This window comes from Nocardia terpenica (assembly GCF_013186535.1).
GTDB classification, from domain to species: Bacteria; Actinomycetota; Actinomycetes; order Mycobacteriales; family Mycobacteriaceae; genus Nocardia; species Nocardia terpenica.
This window is the reverse complement of record NZ_JABMCZ010000003.1, coordinates 1400942-1426219: the sequence shown is the minus strand read 5'-3', so window position 1 is coordinate 1426219 and position 25278 is coordinate 1400942. Positions and strand designations below refer to the sequence as shown.

The 25278-nt window shown below is 67.1% G+C and carries 21 protein-coding genes and 2 tRNA genes; 10 read left to right on the top strand and 13 right to left on the bottom strand.

Annotated elements, in window-relative coordinates; translation table 11 throughout:
* Window positions 1-258: 258 nt before the first annotated feature.
* Complete coding sequence (locus HPY32_RS28155; RefSeq protein ID WP_171983080.1) at window positions 259-2094, bottom strand: DUF2130 domain-containing protein; 1836 nt, start codon at window positions 2092-2094, stop codon at window positions 259-261.
* An 851-nt stretch (window positions 2095-2945) separates the two neighbouring features.
* Here HPY32_RS28155 and HPY32_RS28150 point away from each other — a divergent pair.
* Window positions 2946-3431 carry a hypothetical protein gene (locus HPY32_RS28150; RefSeq protein ID WP_156673776.1) on the top strand — a complete coding sequence of 162 codons (486 nt, stop codon included), beginning with the start codon at window positions 2946-2948 and terminating at the stop codon, window positions 3429-3431.
* 10 nt (window positions 3432-3441) lie between these two features.
* Window positions 3442-4494, top strand: coding sequence for a GAF domain-containing protein (locus tag HPY32_RS28145; RefSeq protein ID WP_156673775.1), 1053 nt, complete (start codon window positions 3442-3444; stop codon window positions 4492-4494).
* A gap of 47 nt (window positions 4495-4541) precedes the next feature.
* On the opposite strand, the gene HPY32_RS28140 is transcribed toward HPY32_RS28145, so the two are convergent.
* Complete coding sequence (locus tag HPY32_RS28140) at window positions 4542-4988, bottom strand: helix-turn-helix transcriptional regulator (protein WP_082870457.1); 447 nt, start codon at window positions 4986-4988, stop codon at window positions 4542-4544.
* A 137-nt stretch (window positions 4989-5125) separates the two neighbouring features.
* On the opposite strand from HPY32_RS28140, the gene HPY32_RS28135 reads away from it, so the two are divergent.
* Window positions 5126-6469: a site-specific integrase gene (locus HPY32_RS28135; RefSeq protein ID WP_082870456.1), complete on the top strand. Its 1344-nt coding sequence runs from the start codon at window positions 5126-5128 to the stop codon at window positions 6467-6469.
* Between the two features lie 25 nt (window positions 6470-6494).
* Here HPY32_RS28135 and HPY32_RS28130 read toward each other — a convergent pair.
* Window positions 6495-6568: transfer RNA gene (locus HPY32_RS28130), tRNA-Met, on the bottom strand.
* Between the two features lie 109 nt (window positions 6569-6677).
* Here HPY32_RS28130 and HPY32_RS28125 point away from each other — a divergent pair.
* Window positions 6678-7727: an SAM-dependent methyltransferase gene (locus HPY32_RS28125; RefSeq protein ID WP_197696662.1), complete on the top strand. Its 1050-nt coding sequence runs from the start codon at window positions 6678-6680 to the stop codon at window positions 7725-7727.
* Between the two features lie 51 nt (window positions 7728-7778).
* Here the strand turns inward: HPY32_RS28125 and rpmB are convergent, their stop codons facing one another.
* Both rpmB and HPY32_RS28115 read right to left on the bottom strand, forming a co-directional pair.
* Window positions 7779-8012 carry a 50S ribosomal protein L28 gene (gene rpmB / locus HPY32_RS28120; protein ID WP_171983181.1) on the bottom strand — a complete coding sequence of 78 codons (234 nt, stop codon included), beginning with the start codon at window positions 8010-8012 and terminating at the stop codon, window positions 7779-7781.
* A 341-nt stretch (window positions 8013-8353) separates the two neighbouring features.
* A tRNA-Met gene (locus HPY32_RS28115) sits at window positions 8354-8427 on the bottom strand.
* Window positions 8428-9031: 604 nt separating this feature from the next.
* Between HPY32_RS28115 and HPY32_RS28110 the strand changes: the two genes are divergently transcribed.
* Entirely contained in the window at window positions 9032-9586 is a 555-nt protein-coding gene (locus HPY32_RS28110; protein ID WP_067577272.1) for a transglycosylase family protein, read from the top strand.
* A 72-nt stretch (window positions 9587-9658) separates the two neighbouring features.
* On the opposite strand, the gene HPY32_RS28105 is transcribed toward HPY32_RS28110, so the two are convergent.
* The gene (locus HPY32_RS28105) at window positions 9659-12655 is read right to left on the bottom strand and encodes a UPF0182 family protein (protein ID WP_067577270.1); all 2997 of its coding nucleotides are present in this window, start codon (window positions 12653-12655) and stop codon (window positions 9659-9661) included.
* A 137-nt stretch (window positions 12656-12792) separates the two neighbouring features.
* Window positions 12793-13983: a lipase family protein gene (locus HPY32_RS28100; protein ID WP_082870455.1), complete on the bottom strand. Its 1191-nt coding sequence runs from the start codon at window positions 13981-13983 to the stop codon at window positions 12793-12795.
* A 184-nt stretch (window positions 13984-14167) separates the two neighbouring features.
* Here HPY32_RS28100 and HPY32_RS28095 point away from each other — a divergent pair, with 184 nt between their 5' ends.
* The gene (locus HPY32_RS28095) at window positions 14168-14761 is read left to right on the top strand and encodes a PPA1309 family protein (RefSeq protein ID WP_067577266.1); all 594 of its coding nucleotides are present in this window, start codon (window positions 14168-14170) and stop codon (window positions 14759-14761) included.
* Here HPY32_RS28095 and HPY32_RS28090 read toward each other — a convergent pair.
* Window positions 14758-15783, bottom strand: coding sequence for a YlbL family protein (locus tag HPY32_RS28090; protein ID WP_197696311.1), 1026 nt, complete (start codon window positions 15781-15783; stop codon window positions 14758-14760). The two genes, HPY32_RS28095 and HPY32_RS28090, sit on opposite strands and share 4 nt — an antisense overlap.
* Window positions 15784-15832: 49 nt before the next feature.
* Between HPY32_RS28090 and HPY32_RS28085 the strand changes: the two genes are divergently transcribed.
* The 3 genes from HPY32_RS28085 to HPY32_RS28075 all read left to right on the top strand — a co-directional run bounded on the left by HPY32_RS28085 (window position 15833) and on the right by HPY32_RS28075 (window position 19906).
* Window positions 15833-17239, top strand: coding sequence for a zinc-dependent metalloprotease (locus HPY32_RS28085; RefSeq protein ID WP_067577264.1), 1407 nt, complete (start codon window positions 15833-15835; stop codon window positions 17237-17239).
* A 393-nt stretch (window positions 17240-17632) separates the two neighbouring features.
* Window positions 17633-18481 carry a hypothetical protein gene (locus HPY32_RS28080; protein WP_067577262.1) on the top strand — a complete coding sequence of 283 codons (849 nt, stop codon included), beginning with the start codon at window positions 17633-17635 and terminating at the stop codon, window positions 18479-18481.
* 21 nt (window positions 18482-18502) lie between these two features.
* Window positions 18503-19906 carry an ABC1 kinase family protein gene (locus HPY32_RS28075; protein ID WP_171983079.1) on the top strand — a complete coding sequence of 468 codons (1404 nt, stop codon included), beginning with the start codon at window positions 18503-18505 and terminating at the stop codon, window positions 19904-19906.
* Window positions 19907-20073: 167 nt separating this feature from the next.
* Here HPY32_RS28075 and HPY32_RS28070 read toward each other — a convergent pair whose 3' ends face one another.
* Window positions 20074-21186 carry an aryl-sulfate sulfotransferase gene (locus HPY32_RS28070; protein ID WP_067577260.1) on the bottom strand — a complete coding sequence of 371 codons (1113 nt, stop codon included), beginning with the start codon at window positions 21184-21186 and terminating at the stop codon, window positions 20074-20076.
* A 140-nt stretch (window positions 21187-21326) separates the two neighbouring features.
* On the opposite strand from HPY32_RS28070, the gene HPY32_RS28065 reads away from it, so the two are divergent.
* Window positions 21327-21935, top strand: a complete 609-nt coding sequence (locus HPY32_RS28065) for a helix-turn-helix domain-containing protein (RefSeq protein ID WP_197696310.1) — start codon at window positions 21327-21329, stop codon at window positions 21933-21935.
* A 26-nt stretch (window positions 21936-21961) separates the two neighbouring features.
* Here HPY32_RS28065 and HPY32_RS28060 read toward each other — a convergent pair whose 3' ends face one another.
* The 4 genes from HPY32_RS28060 to HPY32_RS28045 form a co-directional block, all read right to left on the bottom strand.
* Entirely contained in the window at window positions 21962-22237 is a 276-nt protein-coding gene (locus HPY32_RS28060; protein WP_067577258.1) for a hypothetical protein, read from the bottom strand.
* Entirely contained in the window at window positions 22234-22518 is a 285-nt protein-coding gene (locus HPY32_RS28055; RefSeq protein WP_067577256.1) for a WhiB family transcriptional regulator, read from the bottom strand. Before HPY32_RS28055 ends, HPY32_RS28060 begins: the two co-directional genes overlap by 4 nt.
* A 164-nt stretch (window positions 22519-22682) precedes the next feature.
* Window positions 22683-23009, bottom strand: coding sequence for a hypothetical protein (locus tag HPY32_RS28050; RefSeq protein ID WP_156673772.1), 327 nt, complete (start codon window positions 23007-23009; stop codon window positions 22683-22685).
* Window positions 23010-23107: 98 nt separating this feature from the next.
* Window positions 23108-25270, bottom strand: a complete 2163-nt coding sequence (locus HPY32_RS28045; RefSeq protein WP_067584163.1) for an ATP-dependent DNA helicase UvrD2 — start codon at window positions 25268-25270, stop codon at window positions 23108-23110.
* Between the last annotated feature and the right edge of the window lie 8 nt (window positions 25271-25278).

Below are 25278 nucleotides of genomic sequence, written 5' to 3'. Positions count from 1 at the left end.
GATACCCTGCGCCGCAACGACTGTGATGGCCATTAGTGTCCTCGACGAAGGTCGCGGGTATCGACCCCTCGGCAACCGTTCCGGCCGGGCTCCGCTTTCCCACCACGGAGCCCGGCCAATGGCTACTCGGGCATTGCCGACACCATCACGCCGCCTGCTCAGTCACGCCGCCATGTCCGCGCCCCGGCTCACCGGTCCGTGGTCTGTGTGCAGGCGGGGTTTCGAAAACCTTTGTGCGGCCTCACCAGATATTGCCGATCACGCGGCGGTGTCGAGTTCCGTCGGGCCGTCAGGATCGCCAGTGTGTGCGGGGTGATCGTCAGGCGCGGGCAATGCGAGGTGTTCGGCCGAGGGCAGCTCGCCGCGCAGCGGTCCCGGCATTATGACTCCGGCTTCTTCGATTTGGCCGACCATGGTGAACACGCTGTTGAGGACGGTTTCCTGCGACTTGACCCAGTTGGCTCGGAATCGCGTGACATAGTTTTCGAGCAGTTCGATCTCGCGCTTGCCGTTGCGAGCGATCGTGATGATTCGATGCAGGCACGCGGCGAAGGCTTCGGACTGGACGAATTTGTATACCCTTGTGCTATCGCGGTGTTCGGCCGCATCCGAGAGTTCTCGCCACTTGCTGTCGATGATCGCCTTACGGAATGCGCCGGCGACATGGACCGCTGTCGTAAAGTCGCACACCAAGATTCCGTCCATCCATGTCGAACCATCCACGCCATCAGGCAATTTCGCGCTCACCAGCACCGCGACATTCCCGCCGTGCTTCGTCTTGTCCTCGGTCAGCTTCGTTATCCACTTCGGTTCGAATCGCTGTGTCCACTTGCACTCCCACACAATGGCGCCGCAGTCGATATTTCCGATCCACACCGTCTGAATGACGTCCGCGCCCTTCTGCCCCCGCTTGACGACGCGAATGTCGTCGTCGGGCCAGCGGTTGCGTAGTTCCTCGGCGAATAGCTCTTGCCGTGCGAGGCCCTCATGCTGCGGACGTGCGCCCGCCGATGCCAGGCGGTGTGCCTCCTCCACTCGCTCGCTCAGGCCGCGCTTCTCCCGCTCGAGCACCGCGATCTTGGCCTCGTACTGCGCCGCAGCATGCCGTTCGGCAAGCCGGCGTTCTTCGGCCGCGATCTGATCACGCAGCTGTTCCTTCTCCAATACCCAAGAATCCTTCTCCCGCTTCAGTTGACGCCGCTCGCGCAGCGCATCCCGGGCCGCTTCCTGAGCCTGCTCAAGTTGTGTGTCTCGCTCGGCGATTTCCGCGGCCTTCTCCTCGATCTGTCCACGAAGCTCCGCTTCGGTGCTCTGCTGTTGCGTCAGTTGCTGGCGCTGCTGTCGGCGATGTTCGGCCCGCAGTTCGGCCTTCTCCCGTTCAGCCTCGGCCTCGAGCTTGGCGGACAGCTCCGCACTGTGTTCGGCGAACTCGATGTCCTTGCGCCCGATTTCACCGCGCAGGGCTGTCTCGGACTCCTGGCGTGCCTCGCGCTGTCGTGCCAGTTCCGCACGCAGCGCGGTGATTTCGTCCGCTACGTCCGCGTGGGCTTTCTCGGCGAGTGTGCGTTCGAGATCTTTCTGGGCTTGGGCGGTGAGCGCGGCCTGTTCGTCGTGGCGCTTGGCTCGTTCTTCGAGCTGGTCGATGCGCGTCTGGTATTGCTGGTCTATCCTGTCGTGCTCGACCTTCACCCGTTCCTCGACGAGTCGGTCTGCTCGTGCGCGTTCCTGGTTGGTGATCTCGTTCCGCATGCGGGCCTTCTCAAGCTCCCACTCCTGCTGTTCGGTCTCCAAGCGCTTCTGTGTGGTCAAAGCATTCTGTTCGAGTTCCTGGGAGAGCTTGAGCTTTTCGTCCTTTTCAGCCAGTTCGGCAATCTTCTCGTCAATCAGCCTTTGATACTTCTCCTCGGTATGGCGCTGAACCTGTTGCTGCTGTTCGAGTCTCATGTTCGCGGCGGCTGTCGCCTCCGCTGCCGTCGCGTCGGCTACGGCGGCAAGCTTCTGCTCGTACTCGATACGAACCTGCTCTACCTGTGGTTCAGCGAGCTTTCTGATCAGTGCGTGCCCCAGGTCTGTGCCACATTGGGGGCAGTTCATGGACTGGGACTCGAGGGGGGTACTACGTTTCGCCATGCGCGCTCTCCGATCGATCTGCTTGTAACGGTCGAGGATTCTTGCACGGCCTACCGACAAGTAATGAAATCAGGCAACTTTGAAGCAAAGTGCATCAATAGTTGTTGGGGCACAACATGATTAATCGATATAGCAGACGGAACTATGCCATATGCGTGAGTGCAATCACTCAATGCGCCGAAAGCACCGAAGCCAATGTGACGGTGTCGGACGTCACTGTTGAAATTAGATAAGTATGGTGCGGCCCCATCGGAGTCGGCCGCGATGGAAGCGGTCCCGGAATCCACACTTCGAGGGGATTGACACGGCCTCACCCCCGAACCGAGAAACCCCATGACTACAACCTCAGCAACTGCCCTGGAGCAATCCGTAGGAGCCAGACGAGGCCGCTACATCATCAGCCCGAGCTGGCGATCTTCCAGTGACGCTGGAAGTCCATCGGAAATTTTGTTGCACGGATCACACCGGCGGCTTATCCTCGATAGCACTCGGCACGAGAGCGACAACTCAGCTACCACCTGGAAGCGCCCACATTAGGGCACGCGCCTCGTCGCTGAGGGGCAGTAACCTCGCCCCGAAAGTCACACACGTGGCGATCCGGGGTTCATTCCGGGGACCTGCGCAGGCGGTCTTCGAAGGCGTGAGCGTGTTCCACACCTGAGTGGAACCAGACTCGCGCGTCCTTCTTTCATCACACGCTCCGCTGTGACTCCCGCAGTCAGTGCGTTGCCTTGTCCGCGTTGCTGTTTCACGCAGCCGGTCGGGCAATAGGAACCTGTCCGCGGCCGTCGCAGCGTCGACGGAGGGAGAATTCGATGACGCTGTCAGTGCAGAAGAAGACGGGCGGCCCTATCTCGGCGGCATTGGTCGCCGCAGCCCGCGAGTCAATGCAGAGGTCGAGATATCCAGCAGCAGTGAGTATTTGGGTTATTTGGTCACGATCCCGGCATACGGTCCTCTGCGAATCCGTCACCCGATTGGATGTCGACATCCCGGTAGTAATGCCGGTCTACGCCGATGAGGTCGTTGTCGTTGCTGTCGCGCCCACCCGATTGGCAGGTCCGGTAATCGGTCGAGTGGACGTCATCTACGACTACCTCACCGGCAAAGGATTTGCGCCACACGCCGTACACACCTATGCCCTCGAGCAAGGGACATTGTGGACAACGTTGCGCGGCAACGCAATCGGAGGAGTCATTCCTCCGCTGACCGCACCACCGAACTTATCGCCCCGGCGCCACGGCTGGCTGCTCCGGCTCGGAACCGGCTCAGGGCGACGACTACTGATTGCCACGGAGTGAGGGGGATCCGATGACGCACGCCATCGATACTGGCACCGGCTCATCCACACCGTGGATCATGATCGAAACTCTCGATCCAGCCCTCGAACCCACCGTGGTATCCACGGGTGAGGACGAGAAAGACTTCATCGCCCTCAGCCGAGTCGTCCAAAGAGCCATCAATTCAGCGCGTCTCGGGGCTACGGTGACAGCTGCCGACGTCTGTCGTCGAATCTTGGCGGCACGAGATCGGCGCGAACCTGTCGACGCCGTATTCGGGCACGGACGGGCGAGACGAATCCTGCACGCCCGCCCGGTCTTCGGCCCACAACAGCACGTGCACGGCGTCCAATACTGGTTCGGCCCGATCGATCAGGACCCGCCCCCACGCCACCGGGCTACCGGCGTGGTCTGGGATCTCCCGACCGAGCTGGTCCATATGACGATCGACTGCACCCGAATGGCCGGCATCCCCGATGCCAAGTTCCTTCCCGTGTTGCCACTGGCCATGTTCTGGCACAACGCCGAGCGATTCGACCACCACGAAGAGGTCTACCACCTGCTGTACGAATCGGGTCCAAAGGCCAAGCTCCGCACCACTGGCACAGTTCGCAACCACGCCCAGCGATGCGAAATGCATTGGCAAGCAACGGTTCGAACCCGAAAGGACAGTCAAGCACACGGCGCATGGGGTCTTCTCGAGGATCTCACTTCCATGAAGTCGAGACCACCACGAGCAACGCTGGAACAGACCGCATTCCGCGACTACCTGCGTGCTAACGGCGCATACCTCGGCGTGATCCGTGTGCCCGACGGGTCGATAGTGCGATGGCTAACCGACCCACCGCCCTGGATCGACTGCACCCGCGCGCCCCATGAGGTTTTCGCCCCAGAGGATCGAGCCCGACTCGCCAAGGCGACCGCACCGGACGACGGTGTCGTACGCGCCATCAACCACAACAACGACTACACCCCAACCAGAATCGTCCTGACGCCATATCGGGGCTGCCGAAACAACCAACTCGCCATCGGTCGCTTCTACCGTGCCGACTCCACCACGGACCGCGGACTCCGGAGAGCGTGATGGCTACGACCTTCTGCCGCACAAGATTTGGCATGTCACAGCCAGATTCAGGCTGGAGTACCAGGCGGGCGAATACGCGCACGCTCGTATCCTGCGCGCACGACTTCAAGGCTGACACCCAACTCATGTGCGAGAGCAGTAGCGCGTTCGTCGTCGAGTGCCCGTTCGGCCCGCTCGATCATGCCGAGCATCTGCGTGCTCAAGCCAATCCGCATGGCCAGCTGCGGCTGTGTCAACCCAGCCATGACGCGCAGATCAACCAAGGTTCGTTCGCCAAGAGGTATCCGGACGAATTCTTCGATCGTCAGCCCGAGCGCGGAGGCGACCCGGGCGATGGAATCCGGCTGAGGCGTTCGGTAGCCCGACTCCCAGTTGTAGATAGCGCTTGGCCCGACCCCTGACATCCGAGCAAGGTCACCCACTGTCATCCCTGCGGCTGCCCGCGCATCGGCCAGCCGCCGCGGGTCAAATCCCCGTAGCGCTGGGTGCTTCATCCGAGGTCAGCCGTCCACGTCATGACCCGCCAAGGTTCCGACAACACTCACATGGAGTCAAAACGTGTAATCATTAGATCGTTGTTTAACGTGTAATCAACCAAGGAGGTCTGACCGTGGGACGTGGACGTCCACCGATGACTCTCGGGACGTGGGGTCACATCCAACGAACCGAGATCGAACCAGGCCGCTGGTACGCGGACTGCTGGGTACGCGATCTCGACGGAATCACCCGTCGAGCGCGCCGCCATACGCCGACCGGCGTCGTCGACAGGAAGGGCGCCGCCGCCGAACGAGTGCTGATCGACCATTTGAAAAACCGCATCTTCGCCACGAGCGACGATGAGGAGATCACCCGGGACACCACCGTGGCGACACTCTGGAAAAACTATCGCGCGCATCTGGTCGAGCTGGGCCGGGCGAGCAACACGCTCCAACGCTACGACCATGTAGCCAAGATCATCATCAAGGGGCTCGGGGGAGTCCGTCTAGGCGAAGTCACCACCCAGCGCCTCGAACGCTTCATACGAACCGTCGAAAGCAACCAGGGCGCGGCTGATGCAAAGACCTGCCGAACCGTTCTGACTGGAATGTGCGGCATGGGCGTCCGCTTCGACGTCTGGAGCGAGAACCCTGTTCGTGAAACTCGATCTGTGGACACCACACCGTCACGAACCACACAAGCTCTCGAACCGGAGCAACTGCGCCAGCTGCTTCACGATGTTCAGGAAAGCGATGCCCCGTGTCCCGCGCTGCCAACGGGCAAGGATTCCGAATCGGCGGGCGAGCAGCGAAAGAGCAAGAAGCAATACCGGATTCCGACCGTGGCCGAATACTGCCGAAAAGCCGATCTCGCCGATCTGATCACGATGTTCACCGCGACGGGTGTCCGTATGGCCGAGTTGTTGGCGTTCTTGCCCGAGAATTTTGATCCTGAAACCAAGACTATCGAAGTAACTGGGCACATCGTGCGCATACCCAAGGTCGGTCTGCGGCGCCTGACCAACGATTACGACCCCAAGATGCCGAAGAACAAGCGGCGCACACTCGCGCTGCCGGACTACGCCGTCGTCATGTTGCAGCGACGCATTGCGGAGCTCCAGTCCGACGATGACGATGCCACCCGACCCGACACCGACACCGACGAACACGTCCAGACGCTATTCCCGTCGAGTACGGGGACGCTGCGCGATCCGACGAACGTCAACGATCAGTGGCGGCGGGTACGCGCAGCGCTCGGCGTCGGGGACATCACCGGTCACTCGTTCCGCAAGACCGTAGCAACCCTGATCGACGACGCCGAGATGTCGGCGCGAGTGGCTGCGGACCAGCTCGGCCACGCCCAGGTGTCCATGACGCAGGACGTCTACATGAAGCGCGGGACGGTCCGGTTCGAGGTCGCGGGCATCCTGGACTCCGTCATCAATAGTGGAGACAAAGTGGAGACTCGACCCAAAAAGAAGACCCAGGCCAGTCGGTGATTAACCTTCTGACCTGGGTCGCTAGTAGCGGGGACAGGATTTGAACCTGCGACCTCTGGGTTATGAGCCCAGCGAGCTACCGAGCTGCTCCACCCCGCGGTGGTACGGACTACATTACACACCGGGGAACGGGGGTTTGCAGGGGGGTGGGTTCGGGGGGCGGGGCGGCGGGGGGTGAGGGGGTTCGGCTCCGTTAATATCGTGCGTCATGGCCGATTATCGTGAGCGAGTGCTGTTTTCCACCTCCTCCGACTACTTTCCGGCCGCCGAGCGGGAACTGCGGGATCTGTACGGCGCGAAGGGGGCCGGGGGTGGGGGGCCGGAGATCGAGCGGCTGGGGCCGGATCTCGGCCGGATTTCCGGGGGTGGGGTGCGGATCGAGGAGCTTGCGCGGGCGTGTCGGGAGGAGCCGCTGGCGTTCATTCGGCATCTGACCGTCGAGCGGGCCGAGGTGTCGGTCGAGGACGCGGCCGATCTGGATGCCGTGGGGGCCGTGGTGCGGCGGGTGGCCGAACAGGCGGGCGCGGCCGAGCTGGCGGTGCAGTGCTGGATCAGCGGCCAGGTCAAAATGCCTTACGGCACAGCCGAATTGGCGCAGCACAGCATGAAGGTGCTGACCGAGTCGGGGATCGCGACCGGGCGCGCCGGGCTGTCGCACGCGCTGTCGCTGTGTCTCACCGATACCGGATTGCTGGTCGGTACGGCGGCCGCGGCGGAGCAGTTGAGCGATTGGCCCGGCGGGCGAATTCGCTTGTCCCGGAGCAGCGATCAGATTTCGCGCGCGGAGTTCAAGCTGGAGGAGGCCGTTCAGGTCTTCGGGATCACTCCCCCGGCGGACGGTTCGGCCGTGGATCTGGGCGCCAGCCCGGGTGGCTGGACCCGGGTGCTGCGGAGCTACGGAATGAGCGTATGGGCGATCGATCCCGGCGATCTCGACGATCGGCTGCGACACGATCGCGGGGTGCGGCATGTTCGGACGACCGCGGGAGAGTTCTTCCGCTCCGAACGCCAGCGCTTCGACATGGTCGTCAACGACATGAAGATGGCGCCGGAGCTGTCGTGCAAGGTGATGCTGGCGGCTGCGGAACGTTTGCGGCCGGGAGCCCTGGCGGTACTGACCTTGAAGCTGGGCCCGCATCGGCCGGTGGAAACGGTCCGCCGCTGCCTACGCCTGTTGGACGCGAAATATACGGTGCGTGGTGCGCGGCAGTTGCATCACAATCGGCACGAGGTGACCGTGATGGCGGAACGCCGCTGAGAAAGTGCTGAAGCCCGCAACGTCGTCGACGATTGCGGGCCAGCCAACCTGCTAGACGCGGGCCAGCGAGGTCTTACGAGCGACCTTGCCCGCCTTCAGGCAGGAGGTGCAGACGTTCAGGCGCATCGAGGTGCCGTTGACGACGGTCTTGACCGACTGGATGTTCGGGTAGAACATACGCGCCGAGCGGCCCTTGATCCGCCGCTTCTGAGCACGGACGCCCAGACGGGCAATCTGCCGGCCGAAGCGGGGCTCCTTGCTGCATACGTCGCAGTGCTTGGACATCATCTCTCCGTATCGTCATTCACGTCCGAGGCGCAGAGGCAATGTCGTCGCGACGACACCTCCAGCCTGTTGGATCCTAGCGTGGGCCCGCGGCTTCGAAGCCACCGCCCCAGGAACGACCCGGCTGCCTGTCCAGCAGCCGGAACACTCCAGGTGACGGAATCGGAACCCCTCGTACGAGTCGACACCGGGATCGGGATCCAGGGCCACCAGCCACGCCCGCGCTCATACGAGTTCCGCGAAGATCCTAGCAGATCACCCAACTCGGAGCCGAGCCGCGCCATGAATCCGCAAACATAAAAAACGGCCCTGAACATTTCGTTCAGGGCCGTTCTCGCTAGTAGCGGGGACAGGATTTGAACCTGCGACCTCTGGGTTATGAGCCCAGCGAGCTACCGAGCTGCTCCACCCCGCGTCGGTGAACACAACATTACACAGAGGTTCGGAAGAATCGCAAATCGTGTGGTCAGAGCGGATTTCGGAGGTCGAGCAGATGATCATGATCCGGTCACGACGGGGCGCGGCGGGGCACGAGGTGAGCTAGCTCACCGAGATCTTGCCGGGGTCGCGCCGAGCCGCGATCGGGCCGCCCCAGCGGGAGGACGCGGAGACCGCCGGGGCGGCACCCTCCCACGCGAGCCCTATATATCGGGCCCGCATGCGCGCGTCTACCGGCGCAGGGGGTGGAAAACGTGATCCACGTCACTATCTCGAAGTGATCTGCAACACATAACGAGTAGATAACATACCGTCCAGAATTTTGAAATACAGCATAGCCAACCTGCATCGACACCGATTTCTCGGTTATACGTTTCATGCAATTCTCGATGTTATCAAGACGTGATCTGCCGAGATTGCTTCGTTATGGTCATTCTCGGCCTCGAACAAACCTGTGACGGGCCTCCGAACCGGATCGCTGCACACCGGGCCCTGCCCCGCGATTCGGCCAACCCCGACACCTGGGGGCAGGGACTCGGCGGGCGACCGCCGGGCAGGTGGGCACGGGGAGGGAAACCACCATGCACAAGAACCGGAAGATCAGCAGTCGCGCCCTCGGCTTCGCCGCCGTCACCGGCGCCCTTGTTGCCGTCCCGTTCGCCATGTCGGGCACCGCCTCGGCCGCCACCCACGACTGGGACGGCGTCGCTCAGTGCGAGAGCGGCGGTAACTGGCATATCAACACCGGCAACGGCTACTACGGGGGCCTGCAGTTCACGCAGAGCACCTGGCGAGCCAACGGTGGCAGCGGCATGGCCAATCAGGCCAGCAAGGAGGAGCAGGTCCGCGTCGCGGAGAACGTGCTCGCCACCCAGGGTGCGGGCGCCTGGCCCGTCTGCGGCAAGTATCTGCGCTGGGGCGCCTCCGCCGAGGACGCCTCCGACACCCAGGAGGCGGCGCCGCAGCCCGCGCCCGCTCCCGCCCCGGCTCCGGCCCCGGCGCCCACCGATCGCCAGGTCCTGATCGACCAGGCCAAGAGCGCGGGCGAGCAGGTCGCCAAGCAGTTCGGCTTCGACGGGCAGTACCAGCAGATCCTGCAGCAGAACAGCAGCCTGATCGAGTCGCTGGGCCACTGACGATCCTCCGCGTAATCACGAAGGGCGCTGCCTCCCACCGGGGGACAGCGCCCTTCGTCGTCGGACCGGGCGTTACCCGCCTGCCTTGTTGTAATCGTTGACCGCGTTCTGCAGGCCCTCCAGGGCCTTGCCGAGCTGGCCCAGATCACCCGACCGCTGCGCGTCCTGCACGCCCTTCAGGGCGTCGTTGAGCTCCTTGACCGCGGCGTCCTTGCCACCGGACGAACCGGTGGGCGGCGGCGTGACCGGCGGCGGTGGATTGTTCTGGCCCGGCGGCGGATTCGTGCCCGGCGGGTTGATCGCCGCCTGACCGGGTTGCTGGGTCGCCACCGCGCCCAGGCCGTCCTGGACGTCGTTCAGCGCGTCGCCCAGCGTGGGTTGATAGCCGACCTTGTCGCCGTAGCTGGCCAGCACGCGCACCAGCTGCGGGAACGACGCGGTATTGGGCCCGGCGTTGCGTTCCAGATACCACGGTTCGACATAGAGGATGCCGCCGTCACCGACCGGTAGCGTCAACAAGTTTCCATATTTGATCTTGTTGGTATTGCCACCGGTCAGCGTCGTTCGCTCGTTGGAGACGCGCGCGTCCGTGGTCATCGAGGTCTGCACCTGTTGTGGACCCGGCGTCTGCGAGTCCGTCGGCAACTGCAGGACCGTGAACTTGCCGTAGTTGTCCGGGTCCGATCCGACCGAGATGTAGGCGGCCAGGAACTGTCGCTTGAAGCCCACCATGGCGCTGGTCAGCTTGAACGACGACTTGCCCGTCTTCGGATCGCCCATCAGCAGGTAGTACGGCGGCTGATTGGCGCTGGTCGGGGTGTCGGAGGTCGGATCGCTGGGCACCGACCAGAAGGCGTTGTTGGTGAAGAACTCTCGCGGATCGTTCACGTGGTACTTCGCCAGCATCTCCCGCTGCACCTTGAACAGGTCCTCGGGGTAGCGGAAGTGCGCGCGCAGTTCCGGCGAGATCGCGCTCGCCGGTTTGACCGCGTTGGGGAACACGCCCTCCCACGCCTTGAGCACCGGATCGGAGGGATCGGCCTCGTAGAGGGTGACCGTGCCGTCGTAGGCGTCGACGGTCGCCTTCACCGAGTTGCGAATGTAGCTGACCTCCTTGCGCGGCAGCATCCGCCCGGTGTTCTGATCGATGCTGTCCTCGACCACCCCGTCCAGCGGGGTGTGCTGCGCGTAGGGGTAGTTGTCCAGCGTGGTGTAGGCGTCCACGATCCACTGGATGCGGCCGTTGACCACCGCCGGGTAGACGTTGCCGTCGGCGGTCAGCCACGGCGCCACCTGCTGCACGCGGTCGCGCGGGTTGCGGTTGAAGATGATCTTCGAGTCGGACCCGATGGCGCCGGAGAACAGGATGTTGCGCTCGGCGTACTTGGCGGCGAAGGCGAGCCGGTTGAACCAGTTGCCGATCGGCACGCCGCCCTTGCCGGTGTAGGAGTACTGATCGGTGGGCGTGTCGTATTCGCGCGGCGGCTGCCCGTTGCCGCCGACGATGGCGTAGTCGGCATCGGACTTGGAGATCAGCTCGCCGAAATAGATGCGCGGCTGATCGACCTTGATCGCCTCCTTGTCCTTCGGCGTGAACAGGTCACTGACCGTGGACAGATCGCCGACATTGAACACCGGGTAGCCGTAACCGCCGCCGGTCGAGCTGTTGCCCGCCGCGGTCGCCGAGGCGGCCTGCTGGGTCTCCTTCGGCGGCGCGACGTTGACCCGGTTGGCGGGCGAGGCGACGAAACCGTTGCCGTGGGTGTAGACGGTGTGCTTGTTGATCCAGTTGGTCTGGTTGCTGGACAGGTACTGCGGCACCAGTTCCCGGGCCGCCACCACGTAGTCCTGCATCTCGCCGTTGATCGTGTAGCGGTCGATGTCCAGCGGGTCGGGGAAGCCGTAGAAGTTCTGCAGCTGCTGGCGCTGGGTGAAGGTCTGGGTCAGCAGGTTCGGGTCCAGCAGCCGGATGTTGCGGATGGTCTGCTGGTCGGCCGGGCTGGCGGACGGATCCTTGGTCTGCGTGCCCTTGTAGTCGATGTATTGAACGTCGTTGAGCCCGTAGGCTTTTCGCGTCGCATCGATATTGCGCTCGATGTAGGTGGCCTCCTTGGTGGCCGCGTTCGGGCGCACCTCGAACTGCTCCACGATCAGCGGCCACACCGCGCCCACCAGGATCGACGACAGCACCAGCAGCGCCGCCGCCATCGCCGGAACCCGCAGGTCCCGCAGCACGACTCCGGCGAAGAAGGCGACGGCGCAGATGATCGCGATCGACATCAGGATGAGCTTGGCGGGCAGCACCGCGTTGATATCGGTGTAGGAGCCGCCGGTGAAGGTGGGCTCCTCGCGGGTGCTCGACAGCAGCGAGTACCGGTCGAACCAGTACGCGATCGCCTTGAGCACCACGAACAGCCCCGCGATCACCGCGAGCTGGATGCGCGCCGGGCGGGTCAGCGTGCCCTCCCGCCCGGACAGCCGCAGGCCGCCGAAGACGTAGTGCGTCACCAGGTTCGCGAAGAACGCGATGACCACCGCGACGAACAGCCAGTTCAGCAGCATCTTGTAGAACGGCAGGTCGAAGGCGTAGAAGCCGACGTCCAGGCCGAACTGCGGATCCTTCTGATGGAAGGAGCCGCCGTGCAGGAACAGCTGCACGGTCACCCAGCTCGACTGCGCCACCAGCCCCGACAGCAGGCCGACCAGGATCGGGATGCCGAGGCCGAACAGCCGCAGCCGACCCATCACCGTGGTGCGGTAGCGCGCGATCGGGTCGTTGGGCCCGGAGACCGGCACGAACACCGGCCGGGCGCGGTAGGCCGCCAGCAGCGCCAGCCAGATCAGGAACCCGACCGCGACCGCCACCACCAGGAACAGCAGGATCCGGGTGAACAGCACCGTGGTGTACACACCGCGGAAGCCGACCTCGCCGAACCACAGCCAGTTGGTATAGGCGTCGGTCAGCCGCGGACCCACCAGCAGCAACGCCGCTATCACGAGGGCCGTCACCAGCAGCACTCGGCTGCGGCGGGACAGCGAAGGTAAGCCTGTCGGGGGGCGCATGCCCACGATGCCACTCTCCCAGTTCCGGCGGCGCCCGGCGCGACTTCGCGACCGGCGCACCGCAGTCCGATGTTGCGGGGTCCCTGCGGACCGTTCTCGCGCCTACTCTACGGAAAACGGAACCGAGCGGACCGGGCTCCCCGTCAGTCCATATGCCCGGCGAGCCACGCCAGCGCCGCCGAGGACCCCGCGTTCTGGGAGAGCACGTGTTCGGTGCCGGGATACTCGGCGTAGGTCACGTCCACGCCGCGGGCACGGTAATCCTCCACCAGCTCACGGGTTTTCGCGGCGGGCGCGATCTGGTCGTCGGCGCCGGAGAACAGATACAGCGGCGCGGCCGGGGTGCCGTACCGGCCCGCCCGCAGGGTCTCCAGCACGCGGGCCACCGCGGGCTCGCCGAGCGGCCAGCTGCCGCCGACCGTGTAGTCCTGCAGGTGCGTGAACGCGTAGGTGGGCACGATCTGGGTCTGGCACAGCCCGGACACCTGCTGCTCGACGCCCGGCTTGAAGTAGGCGGGAATGTTGAGCTCGGGGTAGGCGCGGGCGATGCCGAAGGCCGAGGAGATATCGATACCGGCGAACACCCCGCCGTTCATGAGCGCCGCGGAGGCGCCCATATCGGTGGGCAGGCCGCCCGCCGCCACGCCGCGGATATTCAGCTCCGGGGCGTATTTCGGCGCGAGTTCGGCGGCGAATTCGGTGCCGCGCGCACCGCCGGAATATCCGAAGAGCCCGACCGGGGTGCCGGTCCCGGACAATCCGGCCGGGGCGAAATTCTCGGCGGCGCGAATTCCGTCGAGTGTGTTGCGGCCCTCCACGTACCCGGCGGCGAACTGGTTGTGCGGGCCCAGGTAGTCCGGCACGACCACGGTGTAGCCGCGGTCGAGCAGGCTCGCCAGGTTGGGCATCTCGGCCAGCATGCCGGTCGAGGCGAGGTAGCCCAGGCCCGCGCGCAGCTGGTAGGACGGGTTGCAGCGGGAGTCGAGCGAGTCGATCCACGGCTGGAAGGCAACGAGTTTCGGCGTCGCGGTGGTCTGCGCGGGCCGCAGCACCAGGGCCGTGGTGGTCCACGGCGTGCCCTGGGTGTCCTGGCTGACGTACTTCAGCTGCCACGCGGTCAGCGGCCCGTGCGCGGGCACGCCGAACACCTCGACCGGACGGCTGTCGATCACATCTCCCATGCTCGCGCCGGTCAGCGAATTCGGCTGGGCGTAGAAGGGATCGGCCGCGGGCACCGGGGGTAATCCGAGATCGGCGGCGGCCACCGGGAGCCCGGCGAATGCCGCGGCTATTGCGGACACGGTGACGAGGGCGCGAAGAAGGCGTCGACTCATGGGAGGGCATCTTAAACGGGCCGATGTTTCGTCCGGAAACAACCCATCGGATATCGTCACGATCCCGAGGAATTGGTTGAAAAAGATATCTATTTCGGCGGAAATCCGGGGATTGCGCTCGGTGGCCGCTTCCCCGCCGGGGTCCGCGCCCGGCCGCCCGGGCCGCGCCCTAGACTCTGCCCGCGTGACTGTCGACAATCCGGCCTCCGCCCTCTACCGCTGCATTCGTGAGGTGGCGGAGTACGCCGACGCGGAGGGCTGGGATCGGCCGCCCCAGATGTTCGCGCTGGTGCCCACCGCGGATCTGGTCGCCGCCGAGCCCACCCTGGAGGATCAGCTCACCGACGGCGCGGAGCTGACTCCCATTGCGCAGGAACCGCTTCCGGAGGACGTGGGCGGCGACCCGATGGCGCTCGACGAGTTCCTGGGCACCACCAGCTGGCCGCCCGCGGTGCAGGGGTGCGTGCTGGTGCAGCAGATCGTGGTGCTGCCGCCGGATGCCGAGCAGACCCTCGACGACGCCATCGTCCCGCTGCTGGCCGACCCCGACGCCGCCGACCGCGCGGCCCGCGACGCCGCGGTCACCCATCCGGGCCGCCGCGACGCCCGCCTGTTCGCCGGGGCGCTGCGCGACGGCGTCTCGCTGTGCCTGCTGCAGCTGCGCCCCGGCGAGGACGACGATCCGTTCGGCGATATCGACCTGCGCACCGCCCCGAACCTGGCCCCGAATCTGGTGGAGGCCCTTCGGCATACGCTCGAGAACGAGCCGGAGGACTAGCCGCAGCTGGGCACGGTCTTGCCCGCGGTGAGGTCCTCGAGGGAGTGCACCGCGCTGGTGAGCGTGTCGACCTTCACCAGTTTCAGGCCCGCGGGCGTGCGCTGGCGGGCCTCCGAGCAGTTGTCGGCGGGGACCAGGAAGGTCTGCGCCCCGGCCTCGCGGGCGGCGATCATCTTGTACTGGATGCCGCCGATGGGCCCCACCTTGCCGTCGGGGTCGATGGTGCCGGTGCCCGCGACGAACTTGCCGTCGTTGAGCTTTCCGGTGCTGAGCTTGTCGACCAGGGCCAGACTGAACATGAGGCCGGCCGAGGGGCCGCCGATATCGGCCAGGTTGAAGGCCACCTTGATCGCCGAGCGCGGCTGCTCGTCGAGGCTCACCCCGAGGTAGCCCTTCGTCTTGTCCTGCGGCTGCGCGCCGACGGTGACGGTCACCGTCTGCTCGGCGTCGCCGCAGCGCACCACGATCGGCACGCCGGTCCCCGGCGCGGCGGCGCGCACGGCGTCCACGACGTCGGCGGCGATGCCGACCGGCCGCCCGGCCACGCTCAGCAGCTCGTCGCCGGTCTGCAGCACGCCCTTGGCCGGGCTGTTGTCGGTGACGGTCTGCACCTTCACCACCGTCGGATACTTCAGATAGTGCAGCGCGGCCAGTTCGGCATTGCTCTCGGAGTTCTTGAAGTCCTGCTGATTGGACTTGTCGACCTGCTCGCGCGGCACCCCCGGCGGATACACCTCCGAGCGCGGCCGGATGCCGTAGCGGCCGTCGGCCCACAGCCCGAACGCCTCGAAAATATTCAGCCCGTCGCGAACGGACACCGTCGTCATATTGAGGTTGCCGGAGGTCGGCTGAACCGGCGCGTTCTGCACATCGACGACCTGCTTGCCCTCGACCTCACCCAGCGTATTGAAGGTGGGACCGGGGCCTAAGGCGACGAACGGCACCGTGACCGCACTACCCGCGACACCTAGCACGAGGACGGGGACGAAGGCGGCCAGCAGGGTCAGGATCCGTCGGTTCACCCGGCCCACAGTAGCGGCTCGCCCAACACCACCCGCGTAATCTTGGGGCATGAGTGACGTGCCCTTCGGATTCTCCAACCGCGATGACGATCCCGACCGCAACAAGCGGGACGATCAGAGCGGGTCCGGCGCGAACAACCCCTTCGGCTTCGGCATGGGCGGTTCGGGCGCGGGCGGATTCGATCCGTCGGCGCTCGGGCAGATGCTGACCTCGCTGGGCGCGATGTTCTCCACCATGGGCCAGCCGGGCTCGCAGTCCGGACCGGTGAACTACGACATTGCCAAGCGGCTGGCCCGCCAGCAGCTCGGCTCCACCGTGGCGCCGGTGTCGTCCGGCTCGCAGCGGGCGGTCGCGGACGCCGCGCATCTGGCCGAGCTGTGGCTCGACGCCGCCACCACGCTGCCCGCGGGCGCCGCCAAGACCGTGGCGTGGACGCCCAACGACTGGATCGAGGAGACCCTGCAGACCTGGAAGCGCCTGTGCGATCCGGTGGCGCAACAGGTCTCGGGCATGTGGACGGCGACGCTGCCGGACGAGGCGAAGGAGTTCGCCGCCCCGATGATCGGCATGCTCGGGCAGATGGGCGGCCTGGCCTTCGGTTCGCAGCTGGGTCAGGCGCTGGGCCAGCTCGCCCAGGAGGTGCTGACCTCCACCGATATCGGCCTGCCGCTGGGGCCCGACGGCGTCGCGGCGCTGTTGCCCGCCGCGATCACCGAATTCAGCAAGGGGCTGGAGCGGCCGGAGAGCGAGATCCTGGTGTACCTGGCCGCCCGCGAGGCGGCGCATCAGCGGCTGTTCGCGCACGTGCCGTGGCTGCGGCAGCAGGTGTTGGGCGCGGTCGAGGACTACGCGCGCGGCATCCGCATGGACTTCTCGGCCATCGAGCAGGCCGCGCAGAACATCGACCCCATGTCGCTGACCGACCCGTCCAAGCTGGAGGAGCTGCTGTCGCAGGGCACCTTCGAGCCGCAGACCACGCCGGAGCAGAAGGCCGCGCTGGAGCGGCTGGAGACGCTGCTGGCCCTGATCGAGGGCTGGGTCGAGGTCGTGGTGACCGACGCGGTCGGCGACCGGCTGCCCGGTGCGGGCGCGCTGGCCGAGACGCTGCGCCGCCGCCGCGGCACCGGCGGTCCGGCCGAGCAGACCTTCGCCACCCTCGTCGGACTGGAGCTGCGTCCCCGCAAGCTGCGCGAGGCGGCCACCCTGTGGCGCCGCCTCACCACCGACGCCGGTATGCCGCAGCGCGACGCCGTCTGGGCGCACCCCGACCTGCTGCCCAGCTCCGAGGACCTGGACAATCCGGCCGGGTTCATCGACGGCGTAATCGGCGGCGGCACCGCCGTTTTCGACGACCCGATGGCCCAGCTCGCCGAGACCGAGGCCCGCGAACGCGAACAGCGCGGCGAGAAGCCCGAGGGCGACGCCGAGCCCGAATCCGGCGACGAACCGGCCTGACCGCCCATCCGAACCCCATCTCGGCACCGAATAGCGAATGGTCGGCGGGTTGGACCTCGAACACGTCCGCCGACCACGGGCCGCACGGCCCGGTGCGTTTCGGCCCCACCCAGGGGTTTGTGATCGCGAAACCCGGTGCCGCTGGGATACACCCTGCCCCACGGCCCCGGGTTTCTCGTTCTACCAACCCAGCACCGGCCTAGGCGCGCTGCCCGGCTCAGGAATTCCCCAATGCGCACCCCTTTCATCGACAGCGGCGGCGGATCGGCGGGACCGAGCGGGGCGTGGACACGCGGGCGTCCTGACGACGTGTCCTGTGGATGGGCGTGAATCCTGGGGATAACCGGGCCTTTTCGGGCGGGTGGGTGCGCGTGGTCTCGCAATACTGCTGGCATGACGACGAACTCCCGCCCGCGTGGGCCGATGTTGCATCCGCGAGTGACGGTGCTGCGGCGCCCGTCCGGAACGGTGCAGTTGGGATGGGATCCCGAGCACGCCGTCGTGGTGGACCCGCCCGGGCTCGGCGCCGAGGCGGTGCTCGCGTTCCTCCGGCTGCTGGACGGTCTGCACAGTCATCCGCAGATCGTGTGGACCGCAGGCCGATTCGGCATCGGGCCCACCGACGCGCTGCACCTGCTGTCCGAGTTCGACGCCGCCGGGCTGCTGCTGCGCCCCGGGCCGCGGGCCACCGCCGTGCACGGGGTGCACGTGCACGGCCGGGGCCCGCTGTCGGACGCGCTGGCCGCGGGCGTGCGCCGGCTGGGCCTGCGCCCGACCCGATCGCGCGACTATGAGGTCACCGCGCCGCCGCCGCGCTGGTCGGCGAACCTGGTGCTGCTCGCCGACGCACTGGTGCCCGAGCCGCGGCTGGTCAACGACCTTGTCCTGCAGCGCATCCCGCATCTGCAGGTGCGTATCCGCGACGGCCGCGGCGTGGTCGGGCCGCTGGTGCTGCCCGGCGGCACCAGCTGCCTGCGCTGCGCGGACCTGACCCGGCGCGATCTCGACGCCGACTGGCCGCATCTCGCGGCCCAGTTGCTGGGCCGGGTCGGGCACGCCTCCCCCGCCACCATCGCCGCCACCGCGGCCCTGGCGCTGCGCGATGTGGAGGCCATCCTCGCGGGCGTCGTCGAGCGGCCGCCCCGCACCCTCGACACCACCCTCGAGCTCGATCCGGACTCCCACCGCATCGACCGCAGGAGCTGGGCCGCGCACGCCGCCTGCGCCTGCCGGGCACTGTGATGGATACCACGTACCGCCGGGATGTGGCAGTTGTCCTATTACTCATGGCACACCGCGCGGTACGTCCGCCATGATGGGTACGTGTCTGAGATTGTGCGACGTGGCTCATCCCGTAACGCCAAGCTGGCCAAGATCCCGCTCGGGATCGCGGGCCGCGCGGCGGTGGGATTCGGACGCAAGCTCGCCGGGGGCGACCGGGGCGAGATCAACGCCGAGCTCAACCAGCGCGCGGCCGAGCAGCTGTTCGCGGTCCTCGGTGAACTCAAGGGCGGCGCAATGAAGTTCGGGCAGGCGCTGTCGGTGATGGAGGCCGCGGTGCCCGAGCAGTTCGGCGAGCACTACCGCGAGGCGCTGACCAAACTGCAGGCCGCCGCCCCGCCCATGCCCGCCGCCACCGTGCACCGCATGCTGGACCAGCAGCTGGGCACCGGCTGGCGCACCCGCTTCCGCGAGTTCGACGACACCCCGGCCGCGTCGGCCAGCATCGGCCAGGTGCACCGGGCGGTGTGGTCGGACGGCCGCGACGTCGCGGTGAAGGTGCAGTACCCGGGCGCCGACGAGGCGCTGCGCGCCGACCTCAAGACCCTGAACCGAATGGGCGGGGTCATCGCCACGCTGCTGCAGGCCAGCGACGTCAAGCCGATGCTGGCGGAGATCAGCGACCGCATGGAGGAGGAGCTCGACTACCGGATCGAGGCGGGCAATCAGCGCGCCTTCGCCAAGGGGTTCGACGGGCATCCGCGCTTCGTGGTCCCGCGGGTGGTAGCCAGCGCGCCCAAGGTGATCGTGACCGAGTGGCTGGACGCCACACCGGTGTCGGCGATCATCGCGCAGGGCATCGCCGATCCGGCGGGCACTCGCGAGCTGCGCAATCGGGTGGCCACGCAGATGGCGGAGTTCCATTTCGCCTCGCCCGCGACGGCGGGCCTGCTGCACGGCGATCCGCATCCCGGCAACTTCATGGTGCTGGGCGACGGACGGCTCGCGGTCATCGACTACGGCGCCTGCAAACCGCTGCCGCACGGATTCGACCCGATCCTCGGCCGCATGGTGGCGCTGGCGGTGGAGGACCGCTACGAGGAGCTCACCCGGCTGATGTACGACAACGGCTGGGTGCTGCCCGGCAAGACGGTCAGCCATCGCGAGATCGCCGATCTGCTGCGCCCGTTCTCCGATCCCATCCGCACCGAGACCTTCCACTTCAGCCGCCGGTGGATGCAGCGGGTGGCGGGCAAGGCCACCGACGTCACCAGCACCGAGATGAGAACCTCGTGGTCGCTACAGCTTCCGCCGGAGCACACCATGGTGTTCCGGGTGCTGATGGGCTCCATCGGCATCAGCGCGCAGCTGGAGGCCGAGGTGCCGTTCATGCGACTGATGCACGACTGGGTCCCCGGCTACGCCGAACACCGTACGGCCAGCTGAGTTTTCGGGTCGACGGCAGCAAACACACGGTCAACGCCGTCGGGGCCGCGGCGGGATCGGCCTCCGAGCCCGAACCGAGAGTCGGCGATCATCCCGATTCCGGGCCGCCGCGAGCGCCGCGATGGTGACCGCAGCGGTCACGTCGTCGACCGGTCCGGGCAGAGAATTCACGATCGGTGCGTCAACCACGGAATCTCCTCGGCCGCATAGCGATACGCGCGGAAGATCGCGTTCGAGCGGGCGGGGAAGACGGCGGCGGCGCCGGGGTCCGGGTAGGTGGTGAACGACGGCACCACGTACTCCCAGCAGATGCGGTGGTCGCGGGTGACCTCGAAGATGCGGCCGAAGGCGGCCTCGGTGACGAGGGTATTGCCGTTGGGCAGGCGCTGGGCGCCCCCCATGAACGGGGTGAAGAACGCCTCGCGCGGGGAGTCCTGGTAGACCCAGCCGAGTTCGCCGGTGGCGGCGTCGATTTCGACGACCCGGCTGTAGGTGACCGACTCACCGGTGCGGAAGGTGCCGTTGTCGAAGACCAGCAGCATGCCGTCGCCGACCGGGGTCACGTGATGCTGCTGCGCGACGGTCGAGCGGTCGGCCAGGGTGGTGTAGCGCCCGGTGCGCCGGTCGATCCGGATCACGGCGGACACGCTGCGCAGGCTCGCCACCACGGTGTGCTCGTCGAGCGGGTACACGCTGTTGATCAGCGGCCAGTGCTCGCGCCAATAGTGCGGCTGCAGGCCGAATTCGGCGGGTTCGAGATGCTCGAACGCCCGCCACTCCCACAGCGGTGTGCCGTCCGCGGCCACCTCGCGCACGACGTCCGCCCACACCACGCCGTCGGCCTCGGTACCCGCGACACCGCCCTCGATGCGCGCGGCGGCGGCGCCGGTGAGCGGTTCGACCGCGGTGTAGAGGATGCGGCCGTCGTCGTAGTGATGCGCGTCGTGGTGCTGGTAGTCGTCGCGGAACTCGGTGAGCGGCACGCCGTTCGGGTCGTAGCGGCCCATGGATCCGCCGCCGTACTTGCGCCACATGGCGAACGGCGGCTCGATCGCCAGGGTCGCGCCGTTGTAGGCGAGGACGCCGTCGGCCAGCAGCCGCGCGTGCCGCCCCGGCCGATACGGCAGCGTCCACCGATGCGCGAGCTCGCCCGCCGGATCCACCAGATCCACCACGCCGCGGCCCGCCAGCGGCGCGTACAGCGTGTACCCGGGCCAGGACAGGTCGGGATCGACCCCGATCAGGCCGACGCCTCGTCTCTTGATGGTGTTCTGCTCCACGCCGCCTCCCGAAAATCCAGTTTCACTGAATATTCAGTACGCTTCCGGGCGCGGGAAGTCTTCCGATCACACTGACCTAAAGGATGTGCTTCGGCGGTGTGGCATCGAGAATGAGGCGACATCGACGAGAGGCGGGGTGAGTGGAGGCGAACAGTGAGGTCCTCGATCGAGCGCGCCGGCAGAGCCTGGCCGATGTCGTGCACAACCGGCGGCTGGCCGCGAAGCTGACGCTGGCCCAGTTGGCGCGGCGGACGGCCCTGTCGCCGTCGTTCCTCAGCCAGCTGGAGAACGGCCGCACCAATACCAGCCTGCGCTCGCTGCAGCGCATCGCCGACGCCCTGGACACCACCGCGACCGAACTGCTCGCCGCGGCCGACCCGGCCCCCGCCGAGTCGGTGGTCCGCGCCGGAACGAATTCCGCGCTGGCCCAGGACGATCCGGGCGTCGACGGCTCGGTCCGGTCCCTGGTGCACGGCCGCCGCGACCTGCGTGCCCTGGAGTTCACCGGCGGCACCGACCGCGGCGACCGCGAATTCGCCCACGACAACGACGAATTGATCTACGTGGTGCGCGGCGCCATCACGGTCGTGGCCGACGGCACCGAAATCACCCTCGCCACGGGCGACGCCTACTACTGCACCGCCGGAATCCGCCACCGCTGGTGGGCCCACACGAACGACACCATGACATTGATCACCGCGGTCTCCGACGGCCTGACGGTTCGCCATCCACCCCACCGCCCCCGCTGAAGTCGCCCCGCCCCCAGAGTTCTTCGTCACACCGTCGTCCACGACGCTCGTCGCTTCACGCCCACGACTCCCGTGATTCCGGCGTGCTTTTGGCCGGAATCCACCTCGCGCACGGTGGATTCCGGCCAAAAGCGCGCCGGAATCGGGATGGCCGGAATACCCAACGAGCCCCGCACCTCGAAGTAAGGATGCGGGGCTCGTTGGCCTTCCAGGTCATAGCCGATGATCGACGGGTCGCGGTGGCATGTGCGCGGCCCTACGCCGGGATGGCGCAGGCTGCCGCCCTCGGGCCGGATGCTCATACCACGGCGACCTTGCGCGGGCGGCCACGCGGCCGCTTGCGGGCGATCACCACGCCCTGTTCGAAGATCTCTCCGCCCCAGACCCCCCAGGGCTCACCACGATCCAACGCGGCGGTCAGGCAGCCCTTGCGGATCGGGCAGGAGGCGCACAGCGCCTTCGCCTCTTCCAACTGCGCCGGGCTCTCGGCGAACCAGAGGTCGGGGTTACCGACCCGGCAGGGCAGGGTGAGCGTGACTCCCCGGGTGCGGGAAGTCGAGGCCACGGATGATCGGCATGTCACGCGAGTAGTGGTCGCGGTCGACACTGTTGCTCCTTCAGCTCGTGCAGCGGTCGTTTCGTTGTGTTCCGCGAAACCGGTGCCGGGTGGCCGAAGGGCCGGATAAAACTATGGCCACGGTGTCGCGGTTCGCGATCCGTGGCCAGTGGCTCGAGGGAAGTTGTTCCCTACCTGAGTCGGTGACGACTCCTGAACACGGTCGCTGGGTTGGCGTTGCGGAGGCGGGCTCCCGGCAGATACGCCGGCGTGCGGTCGGCGTGTGCCGCGTGGAAGATCGCTTCTGCGATAACGGCGTTGGTGAACGCCTGGCGCCAGTCCCACTGGGTTTTGTCCATCAGGACGGCATGCTTCGGCGCCTTGGCATCGATCCCGAACATGCGTACTGCGGACAGACCGGTCCCCTGCATAGCGGAGAGGACCCCCCGGGAGACGCACACGCTCGGAATCGCCGACGATGCAACGCCGGTCGATGCGATGTTCACGATTCCGTTCATGGCTGCCTCCCTCCTGAAACTAGATTTCTCACTGTGCGCGCCGGAATGACCTCCCGGTGCTGATCACACCCTAAGCGGCGGCCACACAACCGCACAACCTATTTTTCACCTGCAGTTTTATGGTCTTGCGCACCGAGGCGGGAGCGGACTATGGCTAGTACCTCGGCGCCGAACTGCCCGAGCTTCTTCGCCCCGATGCCGGGGATCGCGACCAGGCCCCGATTATCGGTGGGCAACTGTTCGGCGATCGCGGTGAGCGTGGTGTCGCTGAACACCACGAAATGCGGGACCGACAGCTCGTCGGCCTTGTGCCGCCGCCAGTCCTGCAGTGCCGCCAGCAGTTCGGTGTCCAGATCGGCCGGGCAGCGCGCGCAGCGACCCAGCATGGTGGACGTGGTGCCCAGCAGCGGCCGCCCGCAGACGCGGCAGCCGGGATGGTTGCGTTTGCGCCGGTCCGCGGTGGGCTTGGCGATGCGCGAGGCCGGGGAGTCCTCGGGGACCAGGCCGTTGAGGAAGCGGCTGCGCCGGCGCGTGCGCCGCGAGCCCTCGCCGCGCGACAGCGCCCAGGACAGCCGCAGATGTTCGCGGGCGCGGGTGACGCCGACGTAGAGCAGCCGCCGTTCCTCCTCGAGCGCGGCCTCGTCGGCGACGGCGCCGCCCTCGGCGAGGACGTGCGCGATCGGCAGCGTGCCGTCGGCGAGCCCGACCAGAAACACCGCGTCCCACTCCAGGCCCTTGGCGGCGTGCAGCGAGGCCAGCGTGACGCCCTGCACGGTCGGTGGGTGCCGGGCCTCGGCGCGGGCGGCGAGCTCGCGCAGCAGGCCGGGCAGGTCCAGGTCCGGGTCGTGGGTGGCGAGTTCCTCGGCGAGCTGGACCAGGGCGAGCAGCGCGGACCAGCGTTCGCGGGCCTGCGCGCCGCTGGGTTCGGTGGCGGTGAGGCCGAGCCGGGCCAGCACCGCGCGGACCAGTGTGACCAGTTCGGGGCCGCGGGCGTCCGGCAGGTCCTCGCGGGCGGCGGTCTGGCGTAGCGCGGTGACGGCCTGGCGGACCTCGGCCCGCTGGAAGAAGCCCTCCCCGCCGCGGACCTGATACGGGATACCGGCCTCGGTCAGCGCCTGCTCGTACGCCTCGGACTGGGCGTTGATGCGGTAGAGCACGGCGATCTCGGCGGCGGGGACGCCCTTACCGAGCAGGCGCGCAATGGCTTTCGCGACGGCCAGGGCCTCGGCGGGCTCGTCGTCGTATTCGGCGAACTCGGGTTCCGGGCCGTCGGCGCGCTGGCCGATGAGCTGCAGGCGGGTGCCCGCGATGCGGCCGCGCGCCGCGCCGATGACCCGATTGGCCAGCGACACCACCTGCGGCGTGGAGCGGTAGTCGCGTTCCAGCCGCACCACGGTGGCGTCGGGGAAGCGGCGGGAGAAGTCGAGCAGGTGGCTCGGGCTGGCGCCGGTGAAGGAGTAGATGGTCTGGTTGGCGTCGCCGACGACGGTCAGATCGTCGCGGTCGCCCAGCCAGGCGTCGAGCACGCGCTGCTGCAGGGGGGTGACGTCCTGATACTCGTCGACGACGAAGCAGCGGTAGCGGCCGCGGAACTCCTCGGCGACGGCCGGATAGTCCTCCAGGGCGGCCGCGGTGTGCAGCAGCAGGTCGTCGAAGTCGAGCAGCAGGCCCTCGGGGCTGGTCTTCAGGGCTTCGTACCCGGCGTAGACGTCCGCGACCTTGCGTGCGTCGAACGGGGTTTCGCGATGGCGACGGGCCACCGCCGCGACGTAGTCCTCGGGGGCGATGAGCGAGGCCTTGGCCCACTCGATCTCGCTCGCCAGGTCGCGCACGTTCTCCGTGGTGGAGGCCAGGCCCGAACGGTTGGCGGCCTGCGCGACGATCGGGAACTTGCTGTCGATCAGGCGCCACGGCACATCGCCGATGACCTGCGGCCAGAAGTAGCGCAGCTGGCGCAGCGCGGCCGCGTGGAAGGTGCGGGCCTGCACGGCATTCGCCTCGCCGCCCAGCCCGAGGGCGCGCAGGCGGTTGCGCAGCTCCCCCGCGGCGCGGGCGGTGAAGGTGACCGACAGCACCTGATCGGCGCGGACGTGACCGGCCGAGACCAGATACGCGATGCGATGGGTGATGGTGCGGGTCTTGCCGGTGCCGGCGCCGGCGAGCACGCACACCGGCCCGCGCGGCGCGCGCACGGCGGCGGCCTGCTCGGGATCGAGTCCGTCGAGCCGGAGACTGGTCGGGGCGGGCACGGGTTCCATCATGACAGTGC

Excerpts from the sequence above, each read along its gene's own strand:
- HPY32_RS28125 (WP_197696662.1), top strand. The coding sequence starts at position 6,678 with ATGGCCGATTATCGTGAGCGAGTGCTGTTTTCCACCTCCTCCGACTAC.
- HPY32_RS28155 (WP_171983080.1), bottom strand. The coding sequence starts at position 2,094 with ATGAACTGCCCCCAATGTGGCACAGACCTGGGGCACGCACTGATCAGA.
- HPY32_RS28080 (WP_067577262.1), top strand. The coding sequence starts at position 17,633 with ATGACGACGAACTCCCGCCCGCGTGGGCCGATGTTGCATCCGCGAGTG.
- HPY32_RS28140 (WP_082870457.1), bottom strand. The coding sequence starts at position 4,988 with ATGAAGCACCCAGCGCTACGGGGATTTGACCCGCGGCGGCTGGCCGAT.
- HPY32_RS28110 (WP_067577272.1), top strand. The coding sequence starts at position 9,032 with ATGCACAAGAACCGGAAGATCAGCAGTCGCGCCCTCGGCTTCGCCGCC.
- HPY32_RS28100 (WP_082870455.1), bottom strand. The coding sequence starts at position 13,983 with ATGAGTCGACGCCTTCTTCGCGCCCTCGTCACCGTGTCCGCAATAGCC.
- HPY32_RS28050 (WP_156673772.1), bottom strand. The coding sequence starts at position 23,009 with ATGAACGGAATCGTGAACATCGCATCGACCGGCGTTGCATCGTCGGCG.
- HPY32_RS28075 (WP_171983079.1), top strand. The coding sequence starts at position 18,503 with ATGTGGCAGTTGTCCTATTACTCATGGCACACCGCGCGGTACGTCCGC.
- HPY32_RS28145 (WP_156673775.1), top strand. The coding sequence starts at position 3,442 with ATGACGCACGCCATCGATACTGGCACCGGCTCATCCACACCGTGGATC.
- HPY32_RS28045 (WP_067584163.1), bottom strand. The coding sequence starts at position 25,270 with ATGATGGAACCCGTGCCCGCCCCGACCAGTCTCCGGCTCGACGGACTC.
- rpmB (WP_171983181.1), bottom strand. The coding sequence starts at position 8,012 with ATGTCCAAGCACTGCGACGTATGCAGCAAGGAGCCCCGCTTCGGCCGG.
- HPY32_RS28060 (WP_067577258.1), bottom strand. The coding sequence starts at position 22,237 with ATGAGCATCCGGCCCGAGGGCGGCAGCCTGCGCCATCCCGGCGTAGGG.
- HPY32_RS28150 (WP_156673776.1), top strand. The coding sequence starts at position 2,946 with ATGACGCTGTCAGTGCAGAAGAAGACGGGCGGCCCTATCTCGGCGGCA.
- HPY32_RS28135 (WP_082870456.1), top strand. The coding sequence starts at position 5,126 with ATGACTCTCGGGACGTGGGGTCACATCCAACGAACCGAGATCGAACCA.
- HPY32_RS28085 (WP_067577264.1), top strand. The coding sequence starts at position 15,833 with ATGAGTGACGTGCCCTTCGGATTCTCCAACCGCGATGACGATCCCGAC.